The following is a 20,339-nucleotide window of genomic DNA, read 5'->3' as shown; positions in this document are numbered from 1 at the left end:
CAGTAAAATCAGAACTCTGTCCAATAAAATGTCCAACTTCGGTGTAGTTTGATGAAATTTGTAGCATTTAGCGGCATTTTAAAACGCTCGTTTAAGTGTTTTCTCCTACTTAAACGCGATCTACTCTGCTGAAATAGTCTCTAGAATAATGTTTTTAGAGAGTAATTGTGGCAGTACGATACCGGCCTCGCCGGCATTCGGGTAGTAGACATAAAGCGGAACACCGGCGCGGCCATAACTACTAAGGTAGCGGCTGATATTTTCATCGGCGGAGGTCCAATCGGCCTCCATGAGGGTGACGTTGTTGGCCGTAAACTCGGTTTGTATTTCCTCGTCGTTCAATACCCGCTTGTTAGCCAGGCAGGTGATGCACCAAGCAGCGGTAACGTCAACGAACACTGGACCTGCTTGTCGTGCTTCAGTTAAAGCAACTTCTGAGTAGCTCACCCAATTGCTGGAGCTCGGCGCACTCGGTTTAGCAGCGTACACCGCAAGTAATAAAAATACTAAGCCCGACAGCTTTGCACCCTTTGATTTCATGTTAATTAACCAGAGTCCCATGGCTATCAGCAGCGCGCCAAAGGCAATCATCGTTAACCCCGTAACACCGGTTTGCTGGCCAACTACCCAAAGCAGGTAAAGTGCCGTGGCGAGGAGAGGGAAAACCATAAATTCGCGAACCTTTACCATCCAAAGGCCTGGTCTTGGCAAGCGTTGAATGAGTCCTGGCCAGTAGCTCAGTACGAGAATTGGCGCTGCCATGCCGAAGCCGATGGCGATAAAGATAGCAAAGGTGGCAGCCGCGGATTGCGTGAGTGCAGCACCCATTGCAGCGCCCATAAAGGGTGCGGTGCACGGGCTTGCTACAACAACCGCTAGTAGCCCCGTGAAGAAACTCGCGGATTTTGAGTGGCCCTGTTGAAGTTCAGATCCGGCACCCATCAAACGCTGTGCTAACGGCATATCTAGTGCCAGAACTAGCGCCATCGCGACGAAAAGATAAATCAAGATTGTGACCATGATGGGAGACTGAAGATGGAAGCCCCAGCCAACTTGTTGACCCGCTAAAGCTAGGCCGACAATCACCGCGGCAAAAAGTAGAAAACTCAACACGACACCAGCGGTGTAAATCCAGGCGTGTTGTCGTGCAGAAGCCCCCGCATTGATGAAACTCGTGGCCTTTAGCGCGAGCACCGGGAATACGCAGGGCATTGCGTTGAGGATTAGCCCACCAAGAAAGGCAGAAAAGACCATTAGCCAAGAGAAGCTTGGTGTAGCGATAGGCGCCACGATAGAACTGGCCGCAGTGGTTTCGATTTCGTCGGTGGGTGAGAATTCGCCGTTACCCAAATATTCGAAATACCAAGTTTCAGGCGGATAGCATAAGCCCGCGTCGGCACAACCTTGGAAGGTCAGAACTAACATATCACCCACGTTGGGCGCGTCAGTTTGTGCGACCACATAAGCATTATCGTAAAACACCGAGAGTTCTTGATTGAAGAATTCATCGAACTTGATAATCGCCGTATCCGGGTAGTCAACATTGAGTGTTTGCCCGTTAAGAATGTGGGAAAATTGATGCTGATACAGATAGTATCCAGGTTCGGCTTCCCAGATAACGGATAACTCGCCATTACGCCATTCGGGTGATGCTTGGTAGGCTTCATCTACGGCTAGAAAGCTGGGTGCTGCCGGAAATGTCGCATTGTCGGAGAACTGGGCGAAAGCGGCCGTGCTCGCAAAGATAAGCAGCGATGCTAGCGTGAGAGTAATTTTGTGAAACATGTTGGCTAGTACCTACCTTTACAGCATATTTAGACGTATGAGGAGAACAGACGTTGTCCTCGTAAATTCGTAAGGCAGTGTAAACTGTCGGATGAGATTAAGAAATTGGGTATTTACCGCGATGGCAGGCTGGAATTCGACAAGCAGGAATCTCTTAGATTAATTCCCGCTTAGTCGTTTACCGTAGGAGATTGCATAGGCAGCTGAACGCATCATTAGTACTGGGTCGTCCGAAATTGCAAACCCTGAAGTGACTTGCACTGGGTCAAAGGTAAAGGCGTCGCATTGATTATCAGCGAAACTTTGAATAGTCATTTTTCCTAGATTAATTCGAGGCCGTTCCTCGGGCCAAAGTTGCCCAGGGTCGACGTCAGTATCTTCATCGGTCCCTATTTGGGCTTCCCAGTTAAATTCAATGTAGTCTGAGGCCAGTGCGGTTTCGAGCTCTGTGCGATATTGATCATCAGTTAGGCTTTCACCATCTTCGAGCAAACGCTCGCCACCGTCTGGTAGAAGTGTCCAGCGAAATTTTTGACGCTTATCACCTTTCATAAAGAAGAAAGTATGCACGCCATAATAGTTGGCTGATGCATAGCTGGAGGGAGCGTTGTGCGTCGCCATCCATACCGATCGAGCTGCAATAGCTGGAACTGACGCCACGTACTCACTCAGAGCTTGCTGGTCTACTGTTCCGTCGGGGCCAGGCTCGCTGAGTTCCAATAGTGTGAAAAAGTCTGCAGGCGTTGATCCGGCAAATAGCGGTACCGTTAATCCTGCTATATTGTGAACACTCCCATCGCTGGCAAAAAATCGTACGGCAGCACCTCGCGGACCACCCGCGTTATCGGAGAGGCTTGGGTTTCCTCCACCCAGGGAAAAACGCAGCAAGATCTTGCTCTCTTCGGTGAAGATTGGTGAGTCTGAGTAGTTATTCGATTCTGGAGTGAACGTGCCACTCAGGCAGATGCCTTTAGCATGAGCTTTGCGAACGCCAGCGTGTGTTCCGCTTTGCCTTTCGAAGAGGTTGATAAAGTCAAGTGCAGTGGGATCGGAAGTTGGGTTGGCAGTAACCGTCATTGAGGTTACGCCTATAATGATTGAAGAAAGCAGGCTTACTTTTATCACGAATTTAGCTCCGTATACGTCCGTGGGAACGTTGAGCTTAGTTGGTCGAGAAAAAGTGGCAAGTTCGCAGAAAAACTATTGATAGCGCGAGCGCGAGCACGATTTTTACAAACAGCTAGTCTAGTACCTACCCTCATGACTTATTTGATCGTATGATGAGAGCAGGCCTTGTCCTGGAAAATATGTAAGGGAGTGTAAACTGGCAGATGAGAACAAGAACTTGGATAATTATCGCGATGATGGTGTTGACCTCGACGGCCAGCGCTGACGTGTTGATAGCGAATGGAGAGGTAAGACTACCGCCCCCAGGAACCTCTGTTGCAGCGGCCTACTTCGAATTGAGAAATACCAGTGATGATGAGGTTGTGTTAGCCTCGATAGCATCAACTGCAGCGCGCCACACGATGTTCCATCGTGTTGAAAATGTGGATGGAGTGATGACAATGCGCCATGTCAATACCATTAAAGTACCCGCGAACTCGATGATTGAGTTTAGCCCTGGTGCTTTGCATGTAATGATGATGGGCGTTGGCGCATTAAAGGAAGGCACCGAACTTCAATTTGAACTGGTGCTGGAGTCAGGCGTAAGTATTGACTTTACACTGCCCGTTGTGGCGCAGTGAACGGAAACAGGGAAGAGGTATCAACGTGACGATTAAAGAACGATGGAATAATTGGCGCACAGATCAGGGTGATCGCGTGGACGGCGGCTTTTGGCGTTGGCTAATCATCATTTTAGGCGTTTATCTGGTGATCATGATGATAGTCGGAATCGTGGTTAGTTCAGAGCCTGACCCCTTCGATGTTCGTCAGGAATTTGCCGAACGTTATCCTGGCCAAGATCCGGTGATTGGCTCACTCACAACGCAGTCATTAATCGTGCAAATGGAGACGCTGCTCGATAAACCATGGGGATACACGGCTAACGATGTAACGCCGCCGGGTGTCTGGTTGGATAATATCCCTAATTGGGAATATGGCGCGTTGGTACAAATTCGTGATTTATCCAAGGCTATGCGAGAGCAGTTCTCTCGCTCGCAGACGCAATCTACTGAGGATGAAACGCTTAAAAAGGCTGAGCCTAACTTAAACTACAATCATCTTTCTTGGCTGCTCCCCGCTTCGGAAGGGCAATATCGAGATAGTGTTAGGTACTTAGAGGATTACTTAGAGCGCCTAAACGATGAGTCTAATCAACGAGCGCAGTTCTTTGCCAGAGCAGATAATTTGAACGCATGGTTGACGACGGTTGGGTCTCGCTTAGGTTCATACTCTCAGCGTTTGGCGGCCTCGGTGGGCGAAGCGCGAATAAATACTGACTTAGCGGGTGATACCGCGGCTCAACAGTCTACCGCGTCAGCTCAAATGGTCTACGTAGGTACGCCTTGGCTGGAAATTGACGACGTTTTTTACGAAGCACGAGGATACTGTTGGGGTCTGGCACAAACACTCAAAGCCATTGAGTTTGATTTTGCCGATGTACTGGAAAAGAAGCGCGCCCAAGCGAGTTTAGAACAAATTATTCGTGAACTTGAAGGTACTCAGCGAGAGATTTGGAGTCCGATGATTCTCAACGGAAGTGGTTATGGGATGCTGGCGAATCACTCGCTAGTCCTATCCAACTATATTTCGCGTGCTAACGCGGCATTAATTGACCTACGAGACCTGTTGAATAACGGATGAATCAGGGACTTCTACTGAGTCGAAACTGGCGTGATGTGGGTGGCTATCTTGTACTAGAGTTTTGGTTTGCCACCCAAAGTCAGCCTCAATGTATTCAAATACGGGGCGAACGCCCCGTTTTCTTTCTCAGTGATCATGATTATCAGCAGGCTGGCAATACGTTGAGGTTTGCCGTGGAATGCCGCAAACTGACTCTCAAGTCCTATGCTCAAGAATCGGTCTGGGGCGTTTACTTTAATGCTTGGTCTCGTCATCAATCAGCGGCCTACGAGTTGCTCGAGCAAGGTCTCTTCCCACTCGAATACGATATTAAACCACCTGATCGATTTTTGATGGAACGATTCATTCGTGGTGATGCAACTTGGACGGGCGGTGCCTTAGATTCCCGCGGTACACTCCGCAACCCCGACCTTAGACCCGCCAGAGTGGAACTGCCATTGAAGCTTCTCAGCTTTGATATCGAAACTAACGCCTACCAAAATACCATTATCTCCATTGCAGCGGTGACCCCAGAAGAGCGAGCGGTTTGGGTGGTGGGTCATGACACTAACGAACACTTTATTGGTGTTAGTAATGAACGAGCATGCATCGAAGCTTTTCTCAACTGGGTGCGCCAGGTTGATCCCGATATCTTGACCGGATGGAATTGTATTCAGTTCGATATGTGGATGATTCAACAGCGCTGCGAATCATTAGGCATCCCGTTTCGAATTGGGCGAGATAATGAAGCGGTGACCTGGAGAGAAGATCGAGATGAACGGCGATACTGCAAAGTGCAGGGACGAAGCATCATGGATGCGATGGATGGAATTAAATCAGCGGGATGGCACTTTAGTTCTCATAGTCTGGAATTTGTGTCACAGCAGTTGTTAGGCGACGGCAAACTCATAGGCGTTAGTCATGGTATTGACGAAATCATCTCGTGGCATCGTGAAGACCCCAGCCAACTGGCTAAATACAATGTGATCGATTGTGAGTTGGTCCTGCGGATCTTGGCGAAGACTGGCTTAGTCTCCTATCTCATTGAGCGAGCGCGCTTAACCGGAGCGGAGTTGGATAGGGTGGGAGGGTCAGTGGCGCAGTTCGAATTTCTCTATCTGCCTAGACTCCATCGTGCCGGTTACGTCGCGCCGCTTCAGGGGCAGCGGGAGTTCACCTTTGAGTCGCCCGGTGGCTTTGTGATGGATTCAATACCGGGCTTGTTTGAGCATGTTCTGGTGCTGGATTTTAAGAGCCTTTATCCCAGTATTATTCGAACCTTCTTTGTTGATCCCTGTGCACTGTGGGAGGCTGAAGCGAATCCTGGTGCGCCAGCGGTTCCCGGTTTCGATGGGGCGAATTTTCAGCGTGAAGCGAGTATTTTGCCGGGGATCATCGAATCACTTTGGCGTGCCAGAGATGAGGCTAAGGCTGCTGGAGATCAGGCCCGTTCCAGTGCGTTAAAGATTATTATGAATAGTTGCTACGGCGTATTGGGGTCCTCGGGATGCCGTTTTTTTGATCCTCGACTGGCCTCGAGTATTACTCGCCGGGGGCACGAAATTCTGCAGGAAAGTGCCCGCTGGATTGAAGCTCAGGGGCACAGGGTGATCTACGGTGATACCGATTCCGTGTTCGTAGAGCTAGTGGCTGAGAAACTTGATGATGCGGTAGCAAACAACTTAGGGAGAGCGTTGCAGAAGGGGCTTAATGACTTTTGGCAACAGCAACTTCGCGATCGATTCGAACTGCCTAGTCAGCTAGAAATTGAGTTTGAGACGCACTTTCAGCGCTTCTTTATGCCGACCATTCGCCATCAAGAGCAGGGCAGCAAAAAGCGCTACGCCGGTTTGGTAGGTGATAAGGTCGTTTTCAAGGGGCTGGAGAACGTTCGTTCAGATTGGAGCGTGTTAGCGCGTAGAGTGCAGGCCGAACTCTTTGAACGGGTATTTTTTGATTTGGACTGGAAGGCCTGGTTGATATCACTCACACACGACATGTACACCGGTGTATTTGACGATGAGCTGGCTTATCGCAAACGTCTGAGAAAGCCATTGGATGCCTACGATAAACAGATTCCGCCCCATGTTAAGGCCGCAAGGATGTTGTCAAGAAAGCCAAAGCGCGGGGATTGGATTGAGTACAGAATTACGCTATCTGGCCCAGAGCCAATAGGTATGTCTACTCGACAGATGGACTACGATCATTATCTCGAAAAGCAAATAGCGCCAGCAGTGGATTCACTACTGGCGGTATTTGGTGAGAGCCTAGAGGCGCTGGTTAGCCAACAGATTGGCCTCGACCTCTAGCGAATTGACTTCAGCCATTAGCTAATGGTGGCAGCTATGGCTTCGTGTTGCTCAGGCTTTAGACGCGGACCAAACTGAGAAACAACGGCACCACTGGCGGCGCTGGCAAGCTCACCCGCGAACTCCCAGCTTTTTCCCTGACAGATCGCTGCCAAGAAGGCGCCGGCGAACATATCGCCTGCGCCATTCGTATCGATCGCTTTAACCTTACTGGCAGAGTGGGTGCGATGAGTCTCGCCATCGAAGCTGACCGCGCCATCGGCGCCACGAGTAATCACGTACGCGGTACTGAACTGTGCAAGTGACTTGCCGGCATCTTCAAGGTTTTCAGTATTGGTGAATTGAAGTGCTTCCTGTTCATTACAGAAAAGCAGATCTACACCGTCACCAATGATTTGTAACATGCCTTCGCGGAAGAATTGCACCATCGCTGGGTCAGAGAGTGAAAGAGCAACTTTATTGCCCGCCGCACGAGCGACCTCACGAAGGCGAATGGCCGCTTTTCGGCCCGTTGCCGAAGTGACCTGGTATCCTTCTATATAAGCCCAGTCTGCCGAGGCTGCTGCAGATTCATCTAACTCTGCCACGGATAGTGTTTCACTAATTGCCAGGCAAGTATTCATAGTTCGTTCTGCGTCAGGCGTAATGAGTACTAAGCAACGCCCGGTGGTTCCTGCTGGATCGTTGAAGCCGGTATTGCTTTCGACACCTGCCGCGCGAAGATCAGCAGCGAAAAAGGCACCGTTTTCATCGTCCGCAACCTGACAGCAATAATAGCTTTTGGCACCGAAGTAGCTTGCAGCGATAATGCTATTGCAGCCCGAGCCGCCACTTGCACGAGATGCGACGGTGCCGCGATCATTAAGTTGATCGAGGGCTTCATGAAGACGGGCGTCGTCAACAAGACTCATAATGCCCTTATCAATATTCATGTCGATCAAGTCTTGATCAGTCACTTCTATTTCGGTGTCAACGAGGGCAGCACCTAGGCCAAAAATCTGGTAGTTGTTCATGTGGGCTCACATTTGATGATGTCTATAAAGTGGTCATTATCGTTGTGCTGCGTAAATTTGCAACTGTAGACGCTAATTTCAAGGGGTGGAGCAGTGATCTTTTTGTTTTCTTCTTGATTGAACGGCGCCGTTTACTTCGTTGAGACGAGTTATAGATCGAAGTTGGAGTAATTAGTCTGGGTTTAGGTTTAAGGAAATTGGGTTGCATCGGCATTCTTGGTCTATTTTTAAGGGAGCTTGGAAGATTGCTGAATGGTGTGATGTAACCTATTACACGGTGCTGAGTCGGTAATATTACGAATGCTCGAGCGAAAACTTTTGCTAGCTTGATGCATGCGGTTGGGATATAATTTGCTCCCAGTCAAAGAGCCGTCACAGGTGCCGATAAACGATATGGAAAACGTTTTATTTGGCGACGGCAGCTAGAGCTTTCCGCTCAGGCATGCATCAAATTCCAAGCGAGGTGAGAGAGCTCATCTCGCTTTTTTATAGCCGAACGTTTTTGAGTTCAATGAAAATCACGTAGTCGAGAGGCTAGGTGTTTTGTTGTGCCAAAAATGCAAGGCCTTACGTTCGAAGGAGACGAAATGAGTCACATAGCCATTCTCGCGTTAGCAGATGGAAGCGTTTTTCGAGGCACTGCAATTGGTGCTACGGGTTCCGCTAGTGGTGAGGTAGTTTTCAATACGGCAATGACCGGTTATCAAGAAATTCTGACTGACCCTTCCTATGCCGAACAGATTGTTACCCTAACTTACCCGCACATTGGAAATACGGGTTCAAACAGCGAGGATGAAGAATCGCAGAAAGTTTGGGCCAAGGGCTTGGTAATTCGTGATCTCCCCTTACTGGCATCAAACTTCCGCAGTAAAGAGAACCTCAGTGACTATTTAGTAAGGCACAATATTGTCGGTATTGCCGATATTGATACTCGCCGCTTGACTCGTATCCTTCGCGAGAAGGGTGCTCAGAGTGGTTGCATTGTTGCAGGTCAGTTCGCATCTGCAGAAGAGGCGATTGAAAAGGCAAAGGCATTCCCCGGTCTAAAGGGGATGGACCTTGCGAAAGAAGTGACTGCATCCAACGCCTTCAAGTGGGAAGTTGGTAGCTGGCAGCTTGGTAAAGGTTTTGTCTCGCCTGCTGAGAAACCATATAAAGTCGTCGCCTATGACTACGGTATCAAGCGCAACATTATGCGTATGCTCGTTGATCGTGGTGTAGAGCTTCGGGTTGTTCCAGCACAGACTCCAGCAAGCGAAGTCTTGGCAATGAAGCCAGATGGCGTATTCCTTTCCAACGGCCCTGGTGATCCAGAGCCATGTACTTATGCAATTGAAGCAATTCAAACGCTGCTAGAGCAGGACGATTTACCGATTTTCGGTATCTGCCTTGGGCACCAGCTACTGGCATTAGCGTCTGGCGCTAAAACCGAAAAGATGAAGTTCGGTCACCACGGTGCGAACCATCCAGTGCAAGTGCTTGAAACTAAGCAGGTAATGATTACCTCGCAAAACCACGGCTTTGCCGTTGATGAGAGTTCGCTGCCCGATAACCTCGTAGCCACTCACAAGTCATTGTTTGATGGTTCCCTTCAGGGTATACACCGTACGGATAAGCCAGCCTTTAGCTTTCAGGGTCACCCTGAAGCAAGTCCTGGTCCACACGATGCAGCACCACTATTCGACCACTTTATTGAGCTGATGGCTCAGCGCAAAGCATAACGGAGCGGGTATGCCAAAACGTACAGATATAAAAAGTATTTTGATCCTAGGTGCTGGTCCAATTGTTATTGGTCAGGCCTGTGAGTTCGATTATTCCGGTGCGCAGGCCTGTAAGGCGCTTCGTGAGGAAGGCTATCGAGTTATTCTAGTTAACTCTAACCCAGCAACTATCATGACCGATCCCGCCATGGCGGACGCAACATACATTGAGCCCGTTGAATGGCGCACCGTTGCCAAGATCATTGAAAAGGAACGCCCCGATGCGGTGTTGCCGACTATGGGCGGACAGACAGCGTTGAATTGTGCGCTCGCCTTGGCAGACAATGGTGTGCTTGAGAAGTTTGACTGTGAGCTAATTGGTGCAAGTCGTGATGCCATCAATATGGCCGAGGATCGTGAATTATTCGACCAAGCGATGAAGCGTATTGGACTTAAGTGTCCGCCAGCGGGTATTGCGCGAAACCTTGACGAAGCACGCGCCATTCGCGATCGCTTTGGCTTTCCAATTATTATTCGCCCATCGTTCACAATGGGCGGTTCAGGTGGCGGTATTGCCTATAACCGCGATGAGTTCGAAGAGATTTGTACTCGTGGTTTAGATCTCTCACCCACATCAGAACTGTTGATTGATAAGTCATTAATCGGTTGGAAAGAATATGAAATGGAAGTTGTTCGCGACAAGAACGACAACTGTATCATTATCTGTTCTATTGAAAACTTCGACCCGATGGGTGTCCACACGGGTGACTCAATCACCGTAGCTCCGGCGCAGACCTTAACTGATAAAGAATATCAGATCATGCGTAATGCCTCGGTAGCAGTGCTTCGTGAGATTGGCGTTGAAACCGGCGGCTCGAACGTACAGTTCGCGGTCAACCCTGAAAACGGTGATCTCGTGGTGATTGAAATGAACCCACGAGTCTCTCGTTCCTCGGCGTTGGCTTCTAAGGCGACGGGTTTCCCGATTGCAAAGGTTGCAGCCAAGTTAGCGGTGGGTTACACCTTAGATGAACTGCAGAACGACATCACTGGCGGAACAACCCCAGCTTCGTTCGAGCCGGCAATCGATTATGTTGTGACCAAGATCCCTCGCTTTACCTTTGAAAAGTTTGGTGATGCCGATGCGCGTTTGACCACCCAGATGAAATCAGTGGGTGAAGTTATGGCGATTGGACGTAGCTTCCAGGAATCATTCCAGAAAGCTTTGCGTGGCCTAGAAGTTGGCTCAGCAGGATTCGAAACGATCGTTGATATCGATGCACCAGATTTTGAATCGGTGATTCGCCGTGAACTTTCAACGCCAGGTGCTAACCGAGTTTGGTACTTAGGCGATGCCTTCCGTGCAGGTATGTCTGTGGCTGAAGTCTTCGAGCTGTCGTCAATCGACCCATGGTTCCTGGTTCAGGTAAAAGACATCATTGATACTGAGTTATCAATTAGCACGACGGCACTATCGAATATTGATAAAGACGCAATGTACTCGCTCAAGCGCAAGGGTTTCTCGGACTCTCGTCTGGCGACCTTGTTTGGTGTGACTGAGAAGCAATTCCGTCGTACCCGTCAAAAGATGAATATCCGCCCTGTTTACAAACGTGTTGATACCTGTGCGGCAGAGTTCTCTACCGCGACGGCTTACATGTACTCTACCTATGAAGAAGAGTGTGAGGCAGCACCAAGTGCTCGCGACAAGATTCTTGTTCTCGGTGGTGGGCCGAACCGAATTGGTCAGGGGATTGAGTTTGATTACTGCTGCGTACACGCTGCCTTAGCAATGCGTGATGACGGTTATGAAACCATCATGGTTAACTGTAACCCCGAGACGGTTTCAACCGATTACGACACGTCTGATCGTCTATTCTTCGAACCCGTAACACTTGAGGATGTGCTGGAGATCTGTGATCTCGAGCAACCCAAGGGAGTGATCGTTCAGTTCGGTGGTCAGACGCCATTGAAGTTGGCGCGCGAGCTGGAAGCGGCGGGTGTGCCAATTATCGGTACCACTCCCGAAGCGATTGATCGTGCAGAAGATCGCGAGCAGTTCTCGGATATGATTCAGCGTTTAGGCTTACGTCAGCCACGCAACGCAACGGTGCGCTCTATCGATGAGGCGGTTGTTCGCGCTGAAGAGATAGGCTATCCATTGGTGGTGCGTCCTTCCTACGTGTTAGGTGGCCGAGCTATGGAGATTGTCTACAGCGAGACGGAACTGCGAACTTATTTCCGTGAGGCGGTTGAAGTTTCGAATGATGCGCCAGTGCTTTTGGATCACTTCCTCAATGCGGCGATCGAAGTCGATATTGATGCAGTATCCGATGGCAAGACCGTTGTTATTGGTGCCATCATGCAGCACATTGAGCAGGCTGGTGTTCACTCCGGTGACTCAGCATGTTCGTTACCTCCTTACTCACTGCCAGCTAATGTGCAAGATGAAATGCGCGAAATGGTTAAGAGCATGGCGGTTGAACTGGGCGTGATTGGTTTGATGAACGTTCAGTTGGCCTATCAAGACGGCGAATGTTTCGTCATTGAGGTTAACCCGCGAGCATCACGAACGGTACCTTTCGTCTCTAAGTGTATTGGCACCAGCCTTGCGAAAGTTGCAGCACGCTGTCAGGCGGGTACATCACTCGCTGACCAGGGGTTCACCTCAGAAATTGTTCCGGATTACTTCTCAGTTAAAGAGGCAGTCTTCCCATTCAATAAGTTCCCGGGTGTTGATCCAATTCTTGGGCCTGAAATGAAGTCGACGGGTGAAGTAATGGGTGTGGGTGATACCTTCGCGGAGGCCTATGCGAAAGCTCAGCTTGGTGCGAGCGATGAAGTACCTACGGAAGGCGTCGCATTCCTATCAGTTCGTGAGCCAGATAAAGAAGGTATTGCTGGTATTGGTCGTGACTTAGTTGAACTAGGGTTTGAACTGGTTGCAACGCGAGGTACCGCGAAGGTACTTCAGGAAGCAGATATTCCGGTTCGTCTTGTTAATAAGGTTATGGAAGGTCGTCCAAACATTGTGGATATGATTCGCAACGATGAAATTACCATGATTATTAATACGACCGAAGGGCGTGTTGCGATTCGTGATTCAGCGTTAATTCGTTCGAGTGCTGAGATTCACCGCGTTTACTACACCACAACATTAGCTGGTGGCCGAGCTGTCTGTATGGCTCTTCAGCACAAAGGTGAAGTTCAGGTGCGTCGCTTACAGGACCTACATCGGAGTATTAAAGCATGAATAAGACTCCTATGACGGTGGAGGGCGCGCAGGCGCTCGAAACCGAGCTAGAGCGTTTGAAGAAGGTTGATCGCCCTACTATTATCAAATCTATTGCCGAGGCGCGTGAGCACGGTGATCTAAAGGAAAATGCTGAGTACCACGCTGCTCGTGAGCAACAGGGTTTCTGTGAAGGTCGAATTCAAGAAATTGAAGCGAAACTTTCCGATGCACAGATCATTGATATTAAGAAGATACCGGCAACGGAAAAAGTTATTTTTGGCGTGACGGTCACGATTATCAATGTGGATACGGACGAAGAGAAAACTTATCGTATCGTTGGTGAAGATGAAGCGAATCCTGCGGAAAATCGGATTTCTTATTCTTCACCCATTGCTCGTGGTTTGATTGGTAAAATGGTCGGAGATGTGGTGAACATCGAGACTCCAGCCGGTACGGTTGAGTTTGAAATCGATGCAGTTGTTCATTAATTGATATTCTCTCCGCTACAAAAAAAGAGCCTTAGGGGCTCTTTTTTTTGCTGCGAAAAACGAATAGCTCTTGATTAACACCGCTACTCATTTCGCTACGTTGTCGTGTTTAGCGAAGTAGGTTTGAAAGCTTCGGGTTTGGCTTTCGGGCTTCGCGGCAAATAAGAATGATCTTACCTATCGTTTGCACAAGCGTTGAATTGGTCTCAGCAACAACTGCGTTCGCGACTTCGGCGCGATCGATGCGCTCGGAGATGGCAAGTTTAACCTTGATCAGTTCGTGATCATTGAGCGCGCGATTTAGCTCGTTTAACACGCCTTCGGTCAGACCGTTTTCAGAGATCATGACGACCGGCTTTAGCTTGTGGCCAATTGCACGAAGTTGTTTTTTGCGTTGCTGTGTGAGTGTCATTAGTTAACTCTACTAGATTAATTTGATCGTTTGACGGCATTCTACATTAAAGCACAGGAAAGCGAACTAAGTGATTCGCCTGAGTCTCAATATTATGTGTTGGCGCAATACTCACCAGCGCTTCAATGATCCATGATCGATATACTATTCGTAAATTACTCTGAAGACACTGAATTTATTGGATTACCGAAGTAGTAAAAAAAGTAATTATAGCCGATACTTGAAAAACTAAGATCTAGACCCGATATAGTTGTTTAGATAACAACGCGATTTTTAATATCGCTCAACCTTGAGGATGTTTCTTTGAAAGATATGACTCGGACTATGGTGCTTTGGCTTGTAATTGTCACAGTGCTTTTCATGGTGCTGCAAAACTTTAGTAGTCCAACTACCAGTCAAGATATGGCCTACAGTGACTTCATTACTTCGGTTAAAGCAGGGCAGGTTGATGCTGTCACCTTCCAAGGTTCAGTCATTCGCGGAACGGATACCAGCGGTCAAGACTTTAAAGTTTTCATCCCTTATTACGATGACGCGCTAATGAATGACCTCTATAGCGCCAATGTGAAGGTAACAGGTGAGCCTGTAGAGCAGCCTGGAATCCTAGAGAATTTATTCTACTCAATACTCCCAGTGCTGATTATCGTCGCTGTGTTTATTTTCTTCATGCGCCAGATGCAGGGCGGCGGTGGCGGCAAGGGCGGCCCAATGAGTTTTGGTAAATCCAAAGCACGCCTGCTGAGCGAAGATGAAATCAAAACAAGTTTTGCCGATGTGGCGGGTGTTGATGAAGCTAAGGAAGAAGTTTCTGAGCTCGTTGAATATCTGCGAGATCCTAGCAAGTTCCAACGCTTAGGCGGCAAGATCCCTCGTGGTGTTCTAATGGCTGGTCCTCCAGGTACCGGTAAAACTCTGTTGGCGAAAGCAATCGCCGGTGAGGCTCGCGTACCATTTTTCTCCATCTCAGGTTCAGATTTCGTTGAGATGTTCGTCGGTGTAGGTGCCTCACGTGTCCGTGATATGTTCGAACAGGCGAAGAAGCGAGCGCCTTGCATCATCTTTATCGATGAAATTGATGCAGTGGGTCGCCATCGTGGCGGCGGCGTAGGCGGCGGTAACGATGAGCGCGAACAAACGCTTAACCAGCTGTTGGTCGAAATGGATGGTTTTGAGGGTAATGAAGGGGTAATCGTCATCGCGGCGTCTAACCGTCCTGATGTGCTCGATTCGGCATTACTTCGTCCTGGTCGATTTGACCGTCAGGTGTTTGTTGGCTTGCCAGATATTCGTGGTCGCGAGCAAATTCTCCGCGTACACCTTAGAAAGACACCGGTGTCGGATAATGTGAATGTTCCCGTTATTGCTCGTGGTACCCCGGGTTTCAGCGGTGCCGATTTAGCTAACCTCGTTAACGAAGCTAGCCTATTCGCAGCGCGTATGAACAAACGTTTGGTGACAATGGATGAGTTCGAAAGAGCGCGAGACAAGATCATGATGGGCGCTGAGCGCAAATCGATGGTGATGTCCGACTCGGAGAAGATAAATACCGCGTACCATGAAGCCGGTCACGCGATTATTGGACGACTCGTGCCGGATCACGATCCTGTTCATAAGGTCTCTATTATTCCGCGTGGGCGTGCATTGGGTGTTACTCAGTTCTTACCGGAAGAGGATAAGTACTCGATTTCTAAGCGCGGCTTGGAGTCGCAGATTTGTGCGCTGTTTGGTGGTCGTATTGCCGAAGAGATGACGCTGGGCTTTGACGGCGTGACCACGGGTGCTCAAAATGATATCGAGCGAGCCACTGCACTAGCAACCAATATGGTGACCAAGTGGGGCCTTTCCGAGAAATTGGGGCCATTGAATTACGCTGGAGACGAAGCGCAAGCTCAGCAGGGACAGCAGCCGCGAGTCTCGGGTGAAACGGCAAAGGCCATTGATAGCGAGGTTCGTCGGATTACTGATTCCTGTTACGAGCGAGCGTCGACGATCTTGAAAGAGAATCGCGATATTCTTGAATCAATGAAAGACGCGTTGATGGAATATGAAACCATTGATTCGCTTCAGGTTGATGACTTAATGGAGCGAACCGCGGTACGCCCTCCTAGTAATTGGGAAACGCAGTCTGAGGCTAAAGGATATGGCGCGGCGCCAAGTGATGAATTTGACGGTGAGGAGCCCGAGCCGACGAGCGACGATGCTTCGGACGGCGAAGAGTCTAAATAATGCAAAAATGCTTCTGAAAGGAAGCATTTTTTTTAGAGGATAATAATGCATAACGCCTTTTTAAAAACTACACCTCAAGTCATGGCGATTCTTAATGTGACTCCGGATTCGTTCTCCGACGGCGGCTTGCTATTCAAGGGCTCCGCTATCAATAATGGCTTACTGCTTGATACGGTTGCGCAGCTCGTCACTGATGGCGCAGATATCATTGATGTCGGAGGGGAGTCAACTCGTCCAGGGGCTTCGGCTGTGGCAGTGCAGGAAGAATTGGATCGAGTTTTGCCAGCTGTAGAGGCTATTAAGGCCAACTTCGATGTCGCTGTGAGCGTTGACTCAAGTACCCCTGAGGTAATGACGGGAAGCGCTTTACTGGGTGCTGACATGCTCAACGACGTCCGTGCCTTTACGCGTGAAGGAGCGCTGGCCGCCGCAGCCAACTCCCAGCTACCTATTTGTATTATGCATATGCAGGGTACCCCTAACACCATGCAAATTTCCCCGCAGTATGATGATGTATGCAGCGAAATTCTGGATTTTCTTATCGCTCGTAGAGCGGATGCTGTTATTGAAGGAGTGGCGGCTGAGCGAGTGTGGCTAGATCCCGGCTTCGGCTTTGGTAAAACGCTGGAGCACAATCTTGATCTGATGAGGCATCTCCCAAAACTAGCCGAAGAAGCTCCACTGCTAATTGGCGTCTCTAAGAAGCGAATGATCGGCGATGTAACCGGAAGGGACGTGGATGAAAGAGTGGTCGGTAGTGCGCTATTCGGCTATCATGCTTTGCAAAATGGCGCGAGAATTCTTCGGGTTCACGACGTTAAATCGACTCGCGACGCAATTGCTACATTTATCGCGCTCGATCAACCGGAATATAAATAGGGTAGGTTTATATGTCTAGAAAGTACTTTGGTACCGATGGTGTTCGCGGTCGCGTTGGGGAATTCCCGATCAACCCTGAATTTGTCATGAAGCTCGGCTGGGCTGCCGGTAAGGTATTCATGCAACAGCGAGGCGATCGCCGCCCTTTGATTTTGATTGGCAAAGATACCCGTTCATCCGGTTATATGTTTGAGTCAGCGCTCGAGTCTGGGCTGATCGCGGCGGGAGTAGATGTAGGTTTGCTCGGCCCCATGCCAACTCCTGCTATTGCCTACTTGACTGAGACTTTCAACGCCATGGCGGGCATTGTCATTAGTGCTTCGCACAACCCTCACTATGATAACGGCATTAAATTCTTCTCAAGTGTTGGTCAGAAATTGCCCGATGAGGTTGAATCTGCCATTGAAGCAATGATCGACGAAGAAATGAGAGTGGTTGATTCAGCAGACCTCGGGCGAGCATCGCACGTTACTGATGCCGGTGGTCGTTATGTCGAATTTGCAAAGTTCACAGCGCCAAGAAACTTCTCCCTTCAGGGAATGAAAATCGTAGTCGATTGCGCACACGGTGCGGCGTATCAAGTTGCTCCTAAAGTCTTACTTGAGCTAGGTGCCGAAGTTATCAGTATTGGCAACAAACCGGATGGTCGTAACATTAATGAAGGCGTTGGCTCTACCTATCCTTCGGAGATTCGAGCCAAGGTGGTTGCGGAGGGCGCGGATCTTGGTATCGCACTCGATGGCGATGCAGATCGGTTGATTATGGTGGACCACAACGGAGAGTTGCTTGATGGCGATGATATTCTCTATGTCTTGGCTCGTTATAATTACGAGCGTGGCTTAGTTTGTGATGGCGTGGTGGGAACCTTGATGTCTAACATGGGTTTAGAGATCGCAGTGAAGAAAATGGGTATGGGTTTTGTTCGGACTCAAGTCGGCGACCGTTACGTAATCGAAGCGATGAAGACGAATAATTGGCCTATCGGCGGCGAGTCTTCAGGCCACATTATCTGTTCCAATGTTCAGAGTACGGGTGATGGTCTCGTGGCGTCTCTTCAGGTGTTAGTAGCGATTCGTTCCCTCGAGATGAGTTTGGCTGACGCCAAAGTCGGGATGACGCGCTACCCCCAGCGGATGATTAACGTCTCCGTAGGGCGAATTTCCGCCCTGGACTCAACTAAGTCAATCTGGAATGCGGTAGAAGCCAGTGAGCAGGCATTGGGCGACCGTGGGCGTGTGTTGTTGCGCCCATCAGGTACCGAGCCACTAATTCGCGTGATGGTTGAAGCTGAGACTCAAGAATTAGTGGATGAGCATGTAGAAGGTCTTGCTGATATAGTTCGCGCTTCACTTAGCTAAGTTGTTGAAAAGTTTAAAAAATTCTTGTCAGTTTGAGTGCGCTGTTATAAGATTCGCGCCATTGGCTGATTCATCGGAGATGGATAGTTATGAGACTTAAATACGTACTTGGAAATTGGAAGCTTCACAATCAATGCCGGGACATCGAGGCGTGGATATCAGCTTTTAATTACACTCCAAAGCAAGGTGTTAAAGTAGGTGTTTCTCCAACTTTTGCTTATTTAGGCATGATGAGAGGGCGGTTAGAAGACTTCATGATTGGAGCTCAAGATGTGAGCCAATTTAATGAAGGTGCTTTTACCGGTGAAGTTTCAGCAGCGATGCTAAGCGACCTCAATGTTGGCTTCTGCTTGGTTGGACACTCTGAACGACGACAGCTTTTTGGTGAAACAAACGAAAAAGTTGCCGATAAGGTGAAAGGCCTATTGTCTCAGGGGATAATTCCTGTAATATGCTGCGGCGAATCGCAAGCGGAATACGAAGCTGGTCAAGCGAAAGAAGTTATTCGGGCTCAGTTGGGCGCCGTCTTTAGTCAAATAGAAAGCAATCAGTTTTTAAAGGTTGTTGTGGCTTACGAGCCAGTGTGGGCTATTGGTACAGGTTTGACAGCCACGCCGAAAGTGGCACAAGAGATTCATCATTTCATTCGTCAGTTTGCGAGTGAAAAATTTAGCCCGGATGCGGCACAAAGTCTGTCCATCTTGTACGGTGGCAGCGTTAACGAACAAAATGCGGCAGAGCTTTTTGCTCAGCCTGATATTGACGGGGGTTTAGTCGGCGGAGCATCGCTGAAGCCTTCATCGTTCAATCAGATTATTGAGGCATTAAGCTAAATGGAACAATTGTTAATCATAGTTTTTGTTGTTGTAATTGTAGCGCTAGTAGCGTTGATTATGCTTCAGCAAGGTCGTGGTGCAGATGCTGGTGCTTCATTTGGCGCCGGTGCTTCACAGACAGTTTTTGGTAGCTCGGGTTCAGGTAATTTCCTGACACGGACTACCACAATTCTAGCGTTCGTATTTTTTGCAGTAAGTCTTTCATTGGCGTACATCGCGAACCAAAAGAGTCAAGTTCAGAGTTCAGTAGTTCCTGAGATTCAGGAAGTTCCTAGCGCTGACGCTGACGTACCTGTAATGGCTGATGACTCATCTGACGATGACGAAGCACCAGAGGTTCCTCAGTAGTAAATTAGCCGAAGTGGTGGAATTGGTAGACACGCTATCTTGAGGGGGTAGTGAGCTATGCTCGTGCGGGTTCAAGTCCCGCCTTCGGCACCATATAAAAATCCAGTTTGATGCGGGATGGAGCAGTCTGGTAGCTCGTCGGGCTCATAACCCGAAGGTCGTTGGTTCGAATCCAGCTCCCGCTACCAATTTTAAGATGGTGGTTTTAGATAGAGTGCCCGGTCGGGCTCAGCTTTCAATCGGCGCAGCCGCTGAAGGTCGATGGTGTTAAGCCAGCTCCCGCTGCTAATTTTTACTTGGTAGTCTGATTGAAAGGTCAGTTGTGAAAAGTCCGAAAGGATGAAAGTTTTTGATGCGGGATGGAGCAGTCTGGTAGCTCGTCGGGCTCATAACCCGAAGGTCGTTGGTTCGAATCCAGCTCCCGCTACCAATTTTAAGATGGTGGTTATAGATAGAGTGCCCGGTCGGGCTCAGCTTTCAATCGGCGCAGCCGCTGAAGGTCGATGGTGTTAAGCCAGCTCCCACTATTAGGTTTAGAGTGGTAGATTGTGTTAAGGCTCAGTTTTTGATGATGAGTCGATACCTGAAAAGTAGTACATCGCCTTAGTCTGTAAGACGAATGTTGATGAAGCTACGATAGGTCGTTTTGTTAGATTGTCAGTGTGTTAGTGATTCCTCTGGGTTGACTAGTGGAGCTAATCGCTTATAATTCTCACCAGTTTGATGCGGGATGGAGCAGTCTGGTAGCTCGTCGGGCTCATAACCCGAAGGTCGTTGGTTCGAATCCAGCTCCCGCTACCAATTTTAAGATGGTAGTTTTTAGATAGAGTGCCCGGTCGGGCTCAGCTTTCAACCGGCGCAGCCGCTGAAGGTCGATGGTGTTAAGCCAGCTCCCGCTACCAATTTTAAGATGGTAGTTTTTAGATAGAGTGCCCGGTCGGGCTCAGCTTTCAACCGGCGCAG

Annotated in this window: 15 protein-coding genes and 4 tRNA genes; 15 read left to right on the top strand and 4 right to left on the bottom strand. The window is 49.1% G+C overall.

Features of this window, described 5'->3' with window-relative positions; genetic code table 11:
* Positions 1 to 120: 120 nt before the first annotated feature.
* Positions 121 to 1,785, bottom strand: coding sequence for a protein-disulfide reductase DsbD domain-containing protein (locus Q0698_RS08170; protein WP_298635587.1), 1,665 nt, complete (start codon positions 1,783 to 1,785; stop codon positions 121 to 123).
* Positions 1,786 to 1,944: 159 nt separating this feature from the next.
* Positions 1,945 to 2,862 (bottom strand): catalase, encoded by a 918-nt coding sequence (locus tag Q0698_RS08165; protein WP_298635585.1) that lies wholly within the window; start codon positions 2,860 to 2,862, stop codon positions 1,945 to 1,947.
* A 254-nt stretch (positions 2,863 to 3,116) separates the two neighbouring features.
* Here Q0698_RS08165 and Q0698_RS08160 point away from each other — a divergent pair, with 254 nt between their 5' ends.
* From Q0698_RS08160 to Q0698_RS08150, 3 genes are read left to right on the top strand one after another with little or no spacing between them, the layout of a single operon-like run.
* On the top strand, positions 3,117 to 3,533 hold the full coding sequence (locus tag Q0698_RS08160) for a copper chaperone PCu(A)C (RefSeq protein ID WP_298635583.1): 417 nt from the start codon (positions 3,117 to 3,119) through the stop codon (positions 3,531 to 3,533).
* A gap of 25 nt (positions 3,534 to 3,558) precedes the next feature.
* Positions 3,559 to 4,593 carry a DUF2333 family protein gene (locus Q0698_RS08155; protein WP_366140315.1) on the top strand — a complete coding sequence of 345 codons (1,035 nt, stop codon included), beginning with the start codon at positions 3,559 to 3,561 and terminating at the stop codon, positions 4,591 to 4,593.
* Entirely contained in the window at positions 4,590 to 6,881 is a 2,292-nt protein-coding gene (locus Q0698_RS08150; RefSeq protein WP_298635581.1) for a DNA polymerase II, read from the top strand. The genes Q0698_RS08155 and Q0698_RS08150 overlap by 4 nt, the downstream gene beginning before the upstream one ends.
* Before the next feature lie 17 nt (positions 6,882 to 6,898).
* Here Q0698_RS08150 and Q0698_RS08145 read toward each other — a convergent pair whose 3' ends face one another.
* Positions 6,899 to 7,894 (bottom strand): adenosine kinase, encoded by a 996-nt coding sequence (locus Q0698_RS08145; protein WP_298635579.1) that lies wholly within the window; start codon positions 7,892 to 7,894, stop codon positions 6,899 to 6,901.
* A gap of 587 nt (positions 7,895 to 8,481) precedes the next feature.
* Between Q0698_RS08145 and carA the strand changes: the two genes are divergently transcribed.
* The 3 genes from carA to greA are packed head-to-tail and all read left to right on the top strand — an operon-like array spanning position 8,482 to position 13,317.
* The gene (carA, locus tag Q0698_RS08140) at positions 8,482 to 9,615 is read left to right on the top strand and encodes a glutamine-hydrolyzing carbamoyl-phosphate synthase small subunit (protein ID WP_298635577.1); all 1,134 of its coding nucleotides are present in this window, start codon (positions 8,482 to 8,484) and stop codon (positions 9,613 to 9,615) included.
* Positions 9,616 to 9,625: 10 nt separating this feature from the next.
* Entirely contained in the window at positions 9,626 to 12,847 is a 3,222-nt protein-coding gene (gene carB, locus Q0698_RS08135) for a carbamoyl-phosphate synthase large subunit (RefSeq protein WP_298635576.1), read from the top strand.
* On the top strand, positions 12,844 to 13,317 hold the full coding sequence (gene greA / locus Q0698_RS08130; protein WP_298635573.1) for a transcription elongation factor GreA: 474 nt from the start codon (positions 12,844 to 12,846) through the stop codon (positions 13,315 to 13,317). The genes carB and greA overlap by 4 nt, the downstream gene beginning before the upstream one ends.
* A gap of 109 nt (positions 13,318 to 13,426) precedes the next feature.
* Here the strand turns inward: greA and yhbY are convergent, their stop codons facing one another.
* Entirely contained in the window at positions 13,427 to 13,729 is a 303-nt protein-coding gene (gene yhbY / locus Q0698_RS08125) for a ribosome assembly RNA-binding protein YhbY (protein WP_298635571.1), read from the bottom strand.
* Positions 13,730 to 14,041: 312 nt separating this feature from the next.
* Between yhbY and ftsH the strand changes: the two genes are divergently transcribed.
* The 9 genes from ftsH (at position 14,042) to Q0698_RS08080 (ending at position 20,177) form a co-directional block, all read left to right on the top strand.
* Positions 14,042 to 15,955 carry an ATP-dependent zinc metalloprotease FtsH gene (gene ftsH, locus Q0698_RS08120; RefSeq protein ID WP_298635923.1) on the top strand — a complete coding sequence of 638 codons (1,914 nt, stop codon included), beginning with the start codon at positions 14,042 to 14,044 and terminating at the stop codon, positions 15,953 to 15,955.
* 45 nt (positions 15,956 to 16,000) lie between these two features.
* A complete protein-coding gene (gene folP / locus Q0698_RS08115; RefSeq protein WP_298635569.1) occupies positions 16,001 to 16,834 on the top strand; it encodes a dihydropteroate synthase in 834 nt (277 codons plus the stop codon).
* Between the two features lie 11 nt (positions 16,835 to 16,845).
* Entirely contained in the window at positions 16,846 to 18,192 is a 1,347-nt protein-coding gene (gene glmM / locus Q0698_RS08110) for a phosphoglucosamine mutase (RefSeq protein ID WP_298635567.1), read from the top strand.
* Between the two features lie 89 nt (positions 18,193 to 18,281).
* Complete coding sequence (gene tpiA / locus Q0698_RS08105; RefSeq protein WP_298635565.1) at positions 18,282 to 19,025, top strand: triose-phosphate isomerase; 744 nt, start codon at positions 18,282 to 18,284, stop codon at positions 19,023 to 19,025.
* A complete protein-coding gene (secG, locus tag Q0698_RS08100; RefSeq protein ID WP_298635563.1) occupies positions 19,026 to 19,376 on the top strand; it encodes a preprotein translocase subunit SecG in 351 nt (116 codons plus the stop codon).
* A gap of 7 nt (positions 19,377 to 19,383) precedes the next feature.
* Positions 19,384 to 19,469, top strand: a tRNA-Leu gene (locus Q0698_RS08095).
* A gap of 18 nt (positions 19,470 to 19,487) precedes the next feature.
* Positions 19,488 to 19,564 (top strand) — tRNA-Met (locus Q0698_RS08090).
* Between the two features lie 165 nt (positions 19,565 to 19,729).
* Positions 19,730 to 19,806 (top strand) — tRNA-Met (locus Q0698_RS08085).
* Between the two features lie 294 nt (positions 19,807 to 20,100).
* Positions 20,101 to 20,177: transfer RNA gene (locus Q0698_RS08080), tRNA-Met, on the top strand.
* Positions 20,178 to 20,339: the final 162 nt, after the last annotated feature.

The sequence above is a fragment of the uncultured Umboniibacter sp. genome, from assembly GCF_947497555.1.
Taxonomy (GTDB): Bacteria; Pseudomonadota; Gammaproteobacteria; order Pseudomonadales; family DSM-25080; genus Umboniibacter.
The sequence above is the reverse complement of the archived record's forward strand: the minus strand, read 5'-3'. Positions and strand labels throughout refer to the sequence as shown.

Bases quoted from the DNA above. Each gene is read 5' to 3' on its own strand.
- Q0698_RS08170 (WP_298635587.1), bottom strand. From the start codon at position 1,785: ATGTTTCACAAAATTACTCTCACGCTAGCATCGCTGCTTATCTTTGCG.
- Q0698_RS08165 (WP_298635585.1), bottom strand. From the start codon at position 2,862: ATGACGGTTACTGCCAACCCAACTTCCGATCCCACTGCACTTGACTTT.
- Q0698_RS08160 (WP_298635583.1), top strand. From the start codon at position 3,117: ATGAGAACAAGAACTTGGATAATTATCGCGATGATGGTGTTGACCTCG.
- Q0698_RS08150 (WP_298635581.1), top strand. From the start codon at position 4,590: ATGAATCAGGGACTTCTACTGAGTCGAAACTGGCGTGATGTGGGTGGC.
- Q0698_RS08145 (WP_298635579.1), bottom strand. From the start codon at position 7,894: ATGAACAACTACCAGATTTTTGGCCTAGGTGCTGCCCTCGTTGACACC.
- carA (WP_298635577.1), top strand. From the start codon at position 8,482: ATGAGTCACATAGCCATTCTCGCGTTAGCAGATGGAAGCGTTTTTCGA.
- carB (WP_298635576.1), top strand. From the start codon at position 9,626: ATGCCAAAACGTACAGATATAAAAAGTATTTTGATCCTAGGTGCTGGT.
- greA (WP_298635573.1), top strand. From the start codon at position 12,844: ATGAATAAGACTCCTATGACGGTGGAGGGCGCGCAGGCGCTCGAAACC.
- yhbY (WP_298635571.1), bottom strand. From the start codon at position 13,729: ATGACACTCACACAGCAACGCAAAAAACAACTTCGTGCAATTGGCCAC.
- ftsH (WP_298635923.1), top strand. From the start codon at position 14,042: ATGACTCGGACTATGGTGCTTTGGCTTGTAATTGTCACAGTGCTTTTC.
- folP (WP_298635569.1), top strand. From the start codon at position 16,001: ATGCATAACGCCTTTTTAAAAACTACACCTCAAGTCATGGCGATTCTT.
- glmM (WP_298635567.1), top strand. From the start codon at position 16,846: ATGTCTAGAAAGTACTTTGGTACCGATGGTGTTCGCGGTCGCGTTGGG.
- tpiA (WP_298635565.1), top strand. From the start codon at position 18,282: ATGAGACTTAAATACGTACTTGGAAATTGGAAGCTTCACAATCAATGC.
- secG (WP_298635563.1), top strand. From the start codon at position 19,026: ATGGAACAATTGTTAATCATAGTTTTTGTTGTTGTAATTGTAGCGCTA.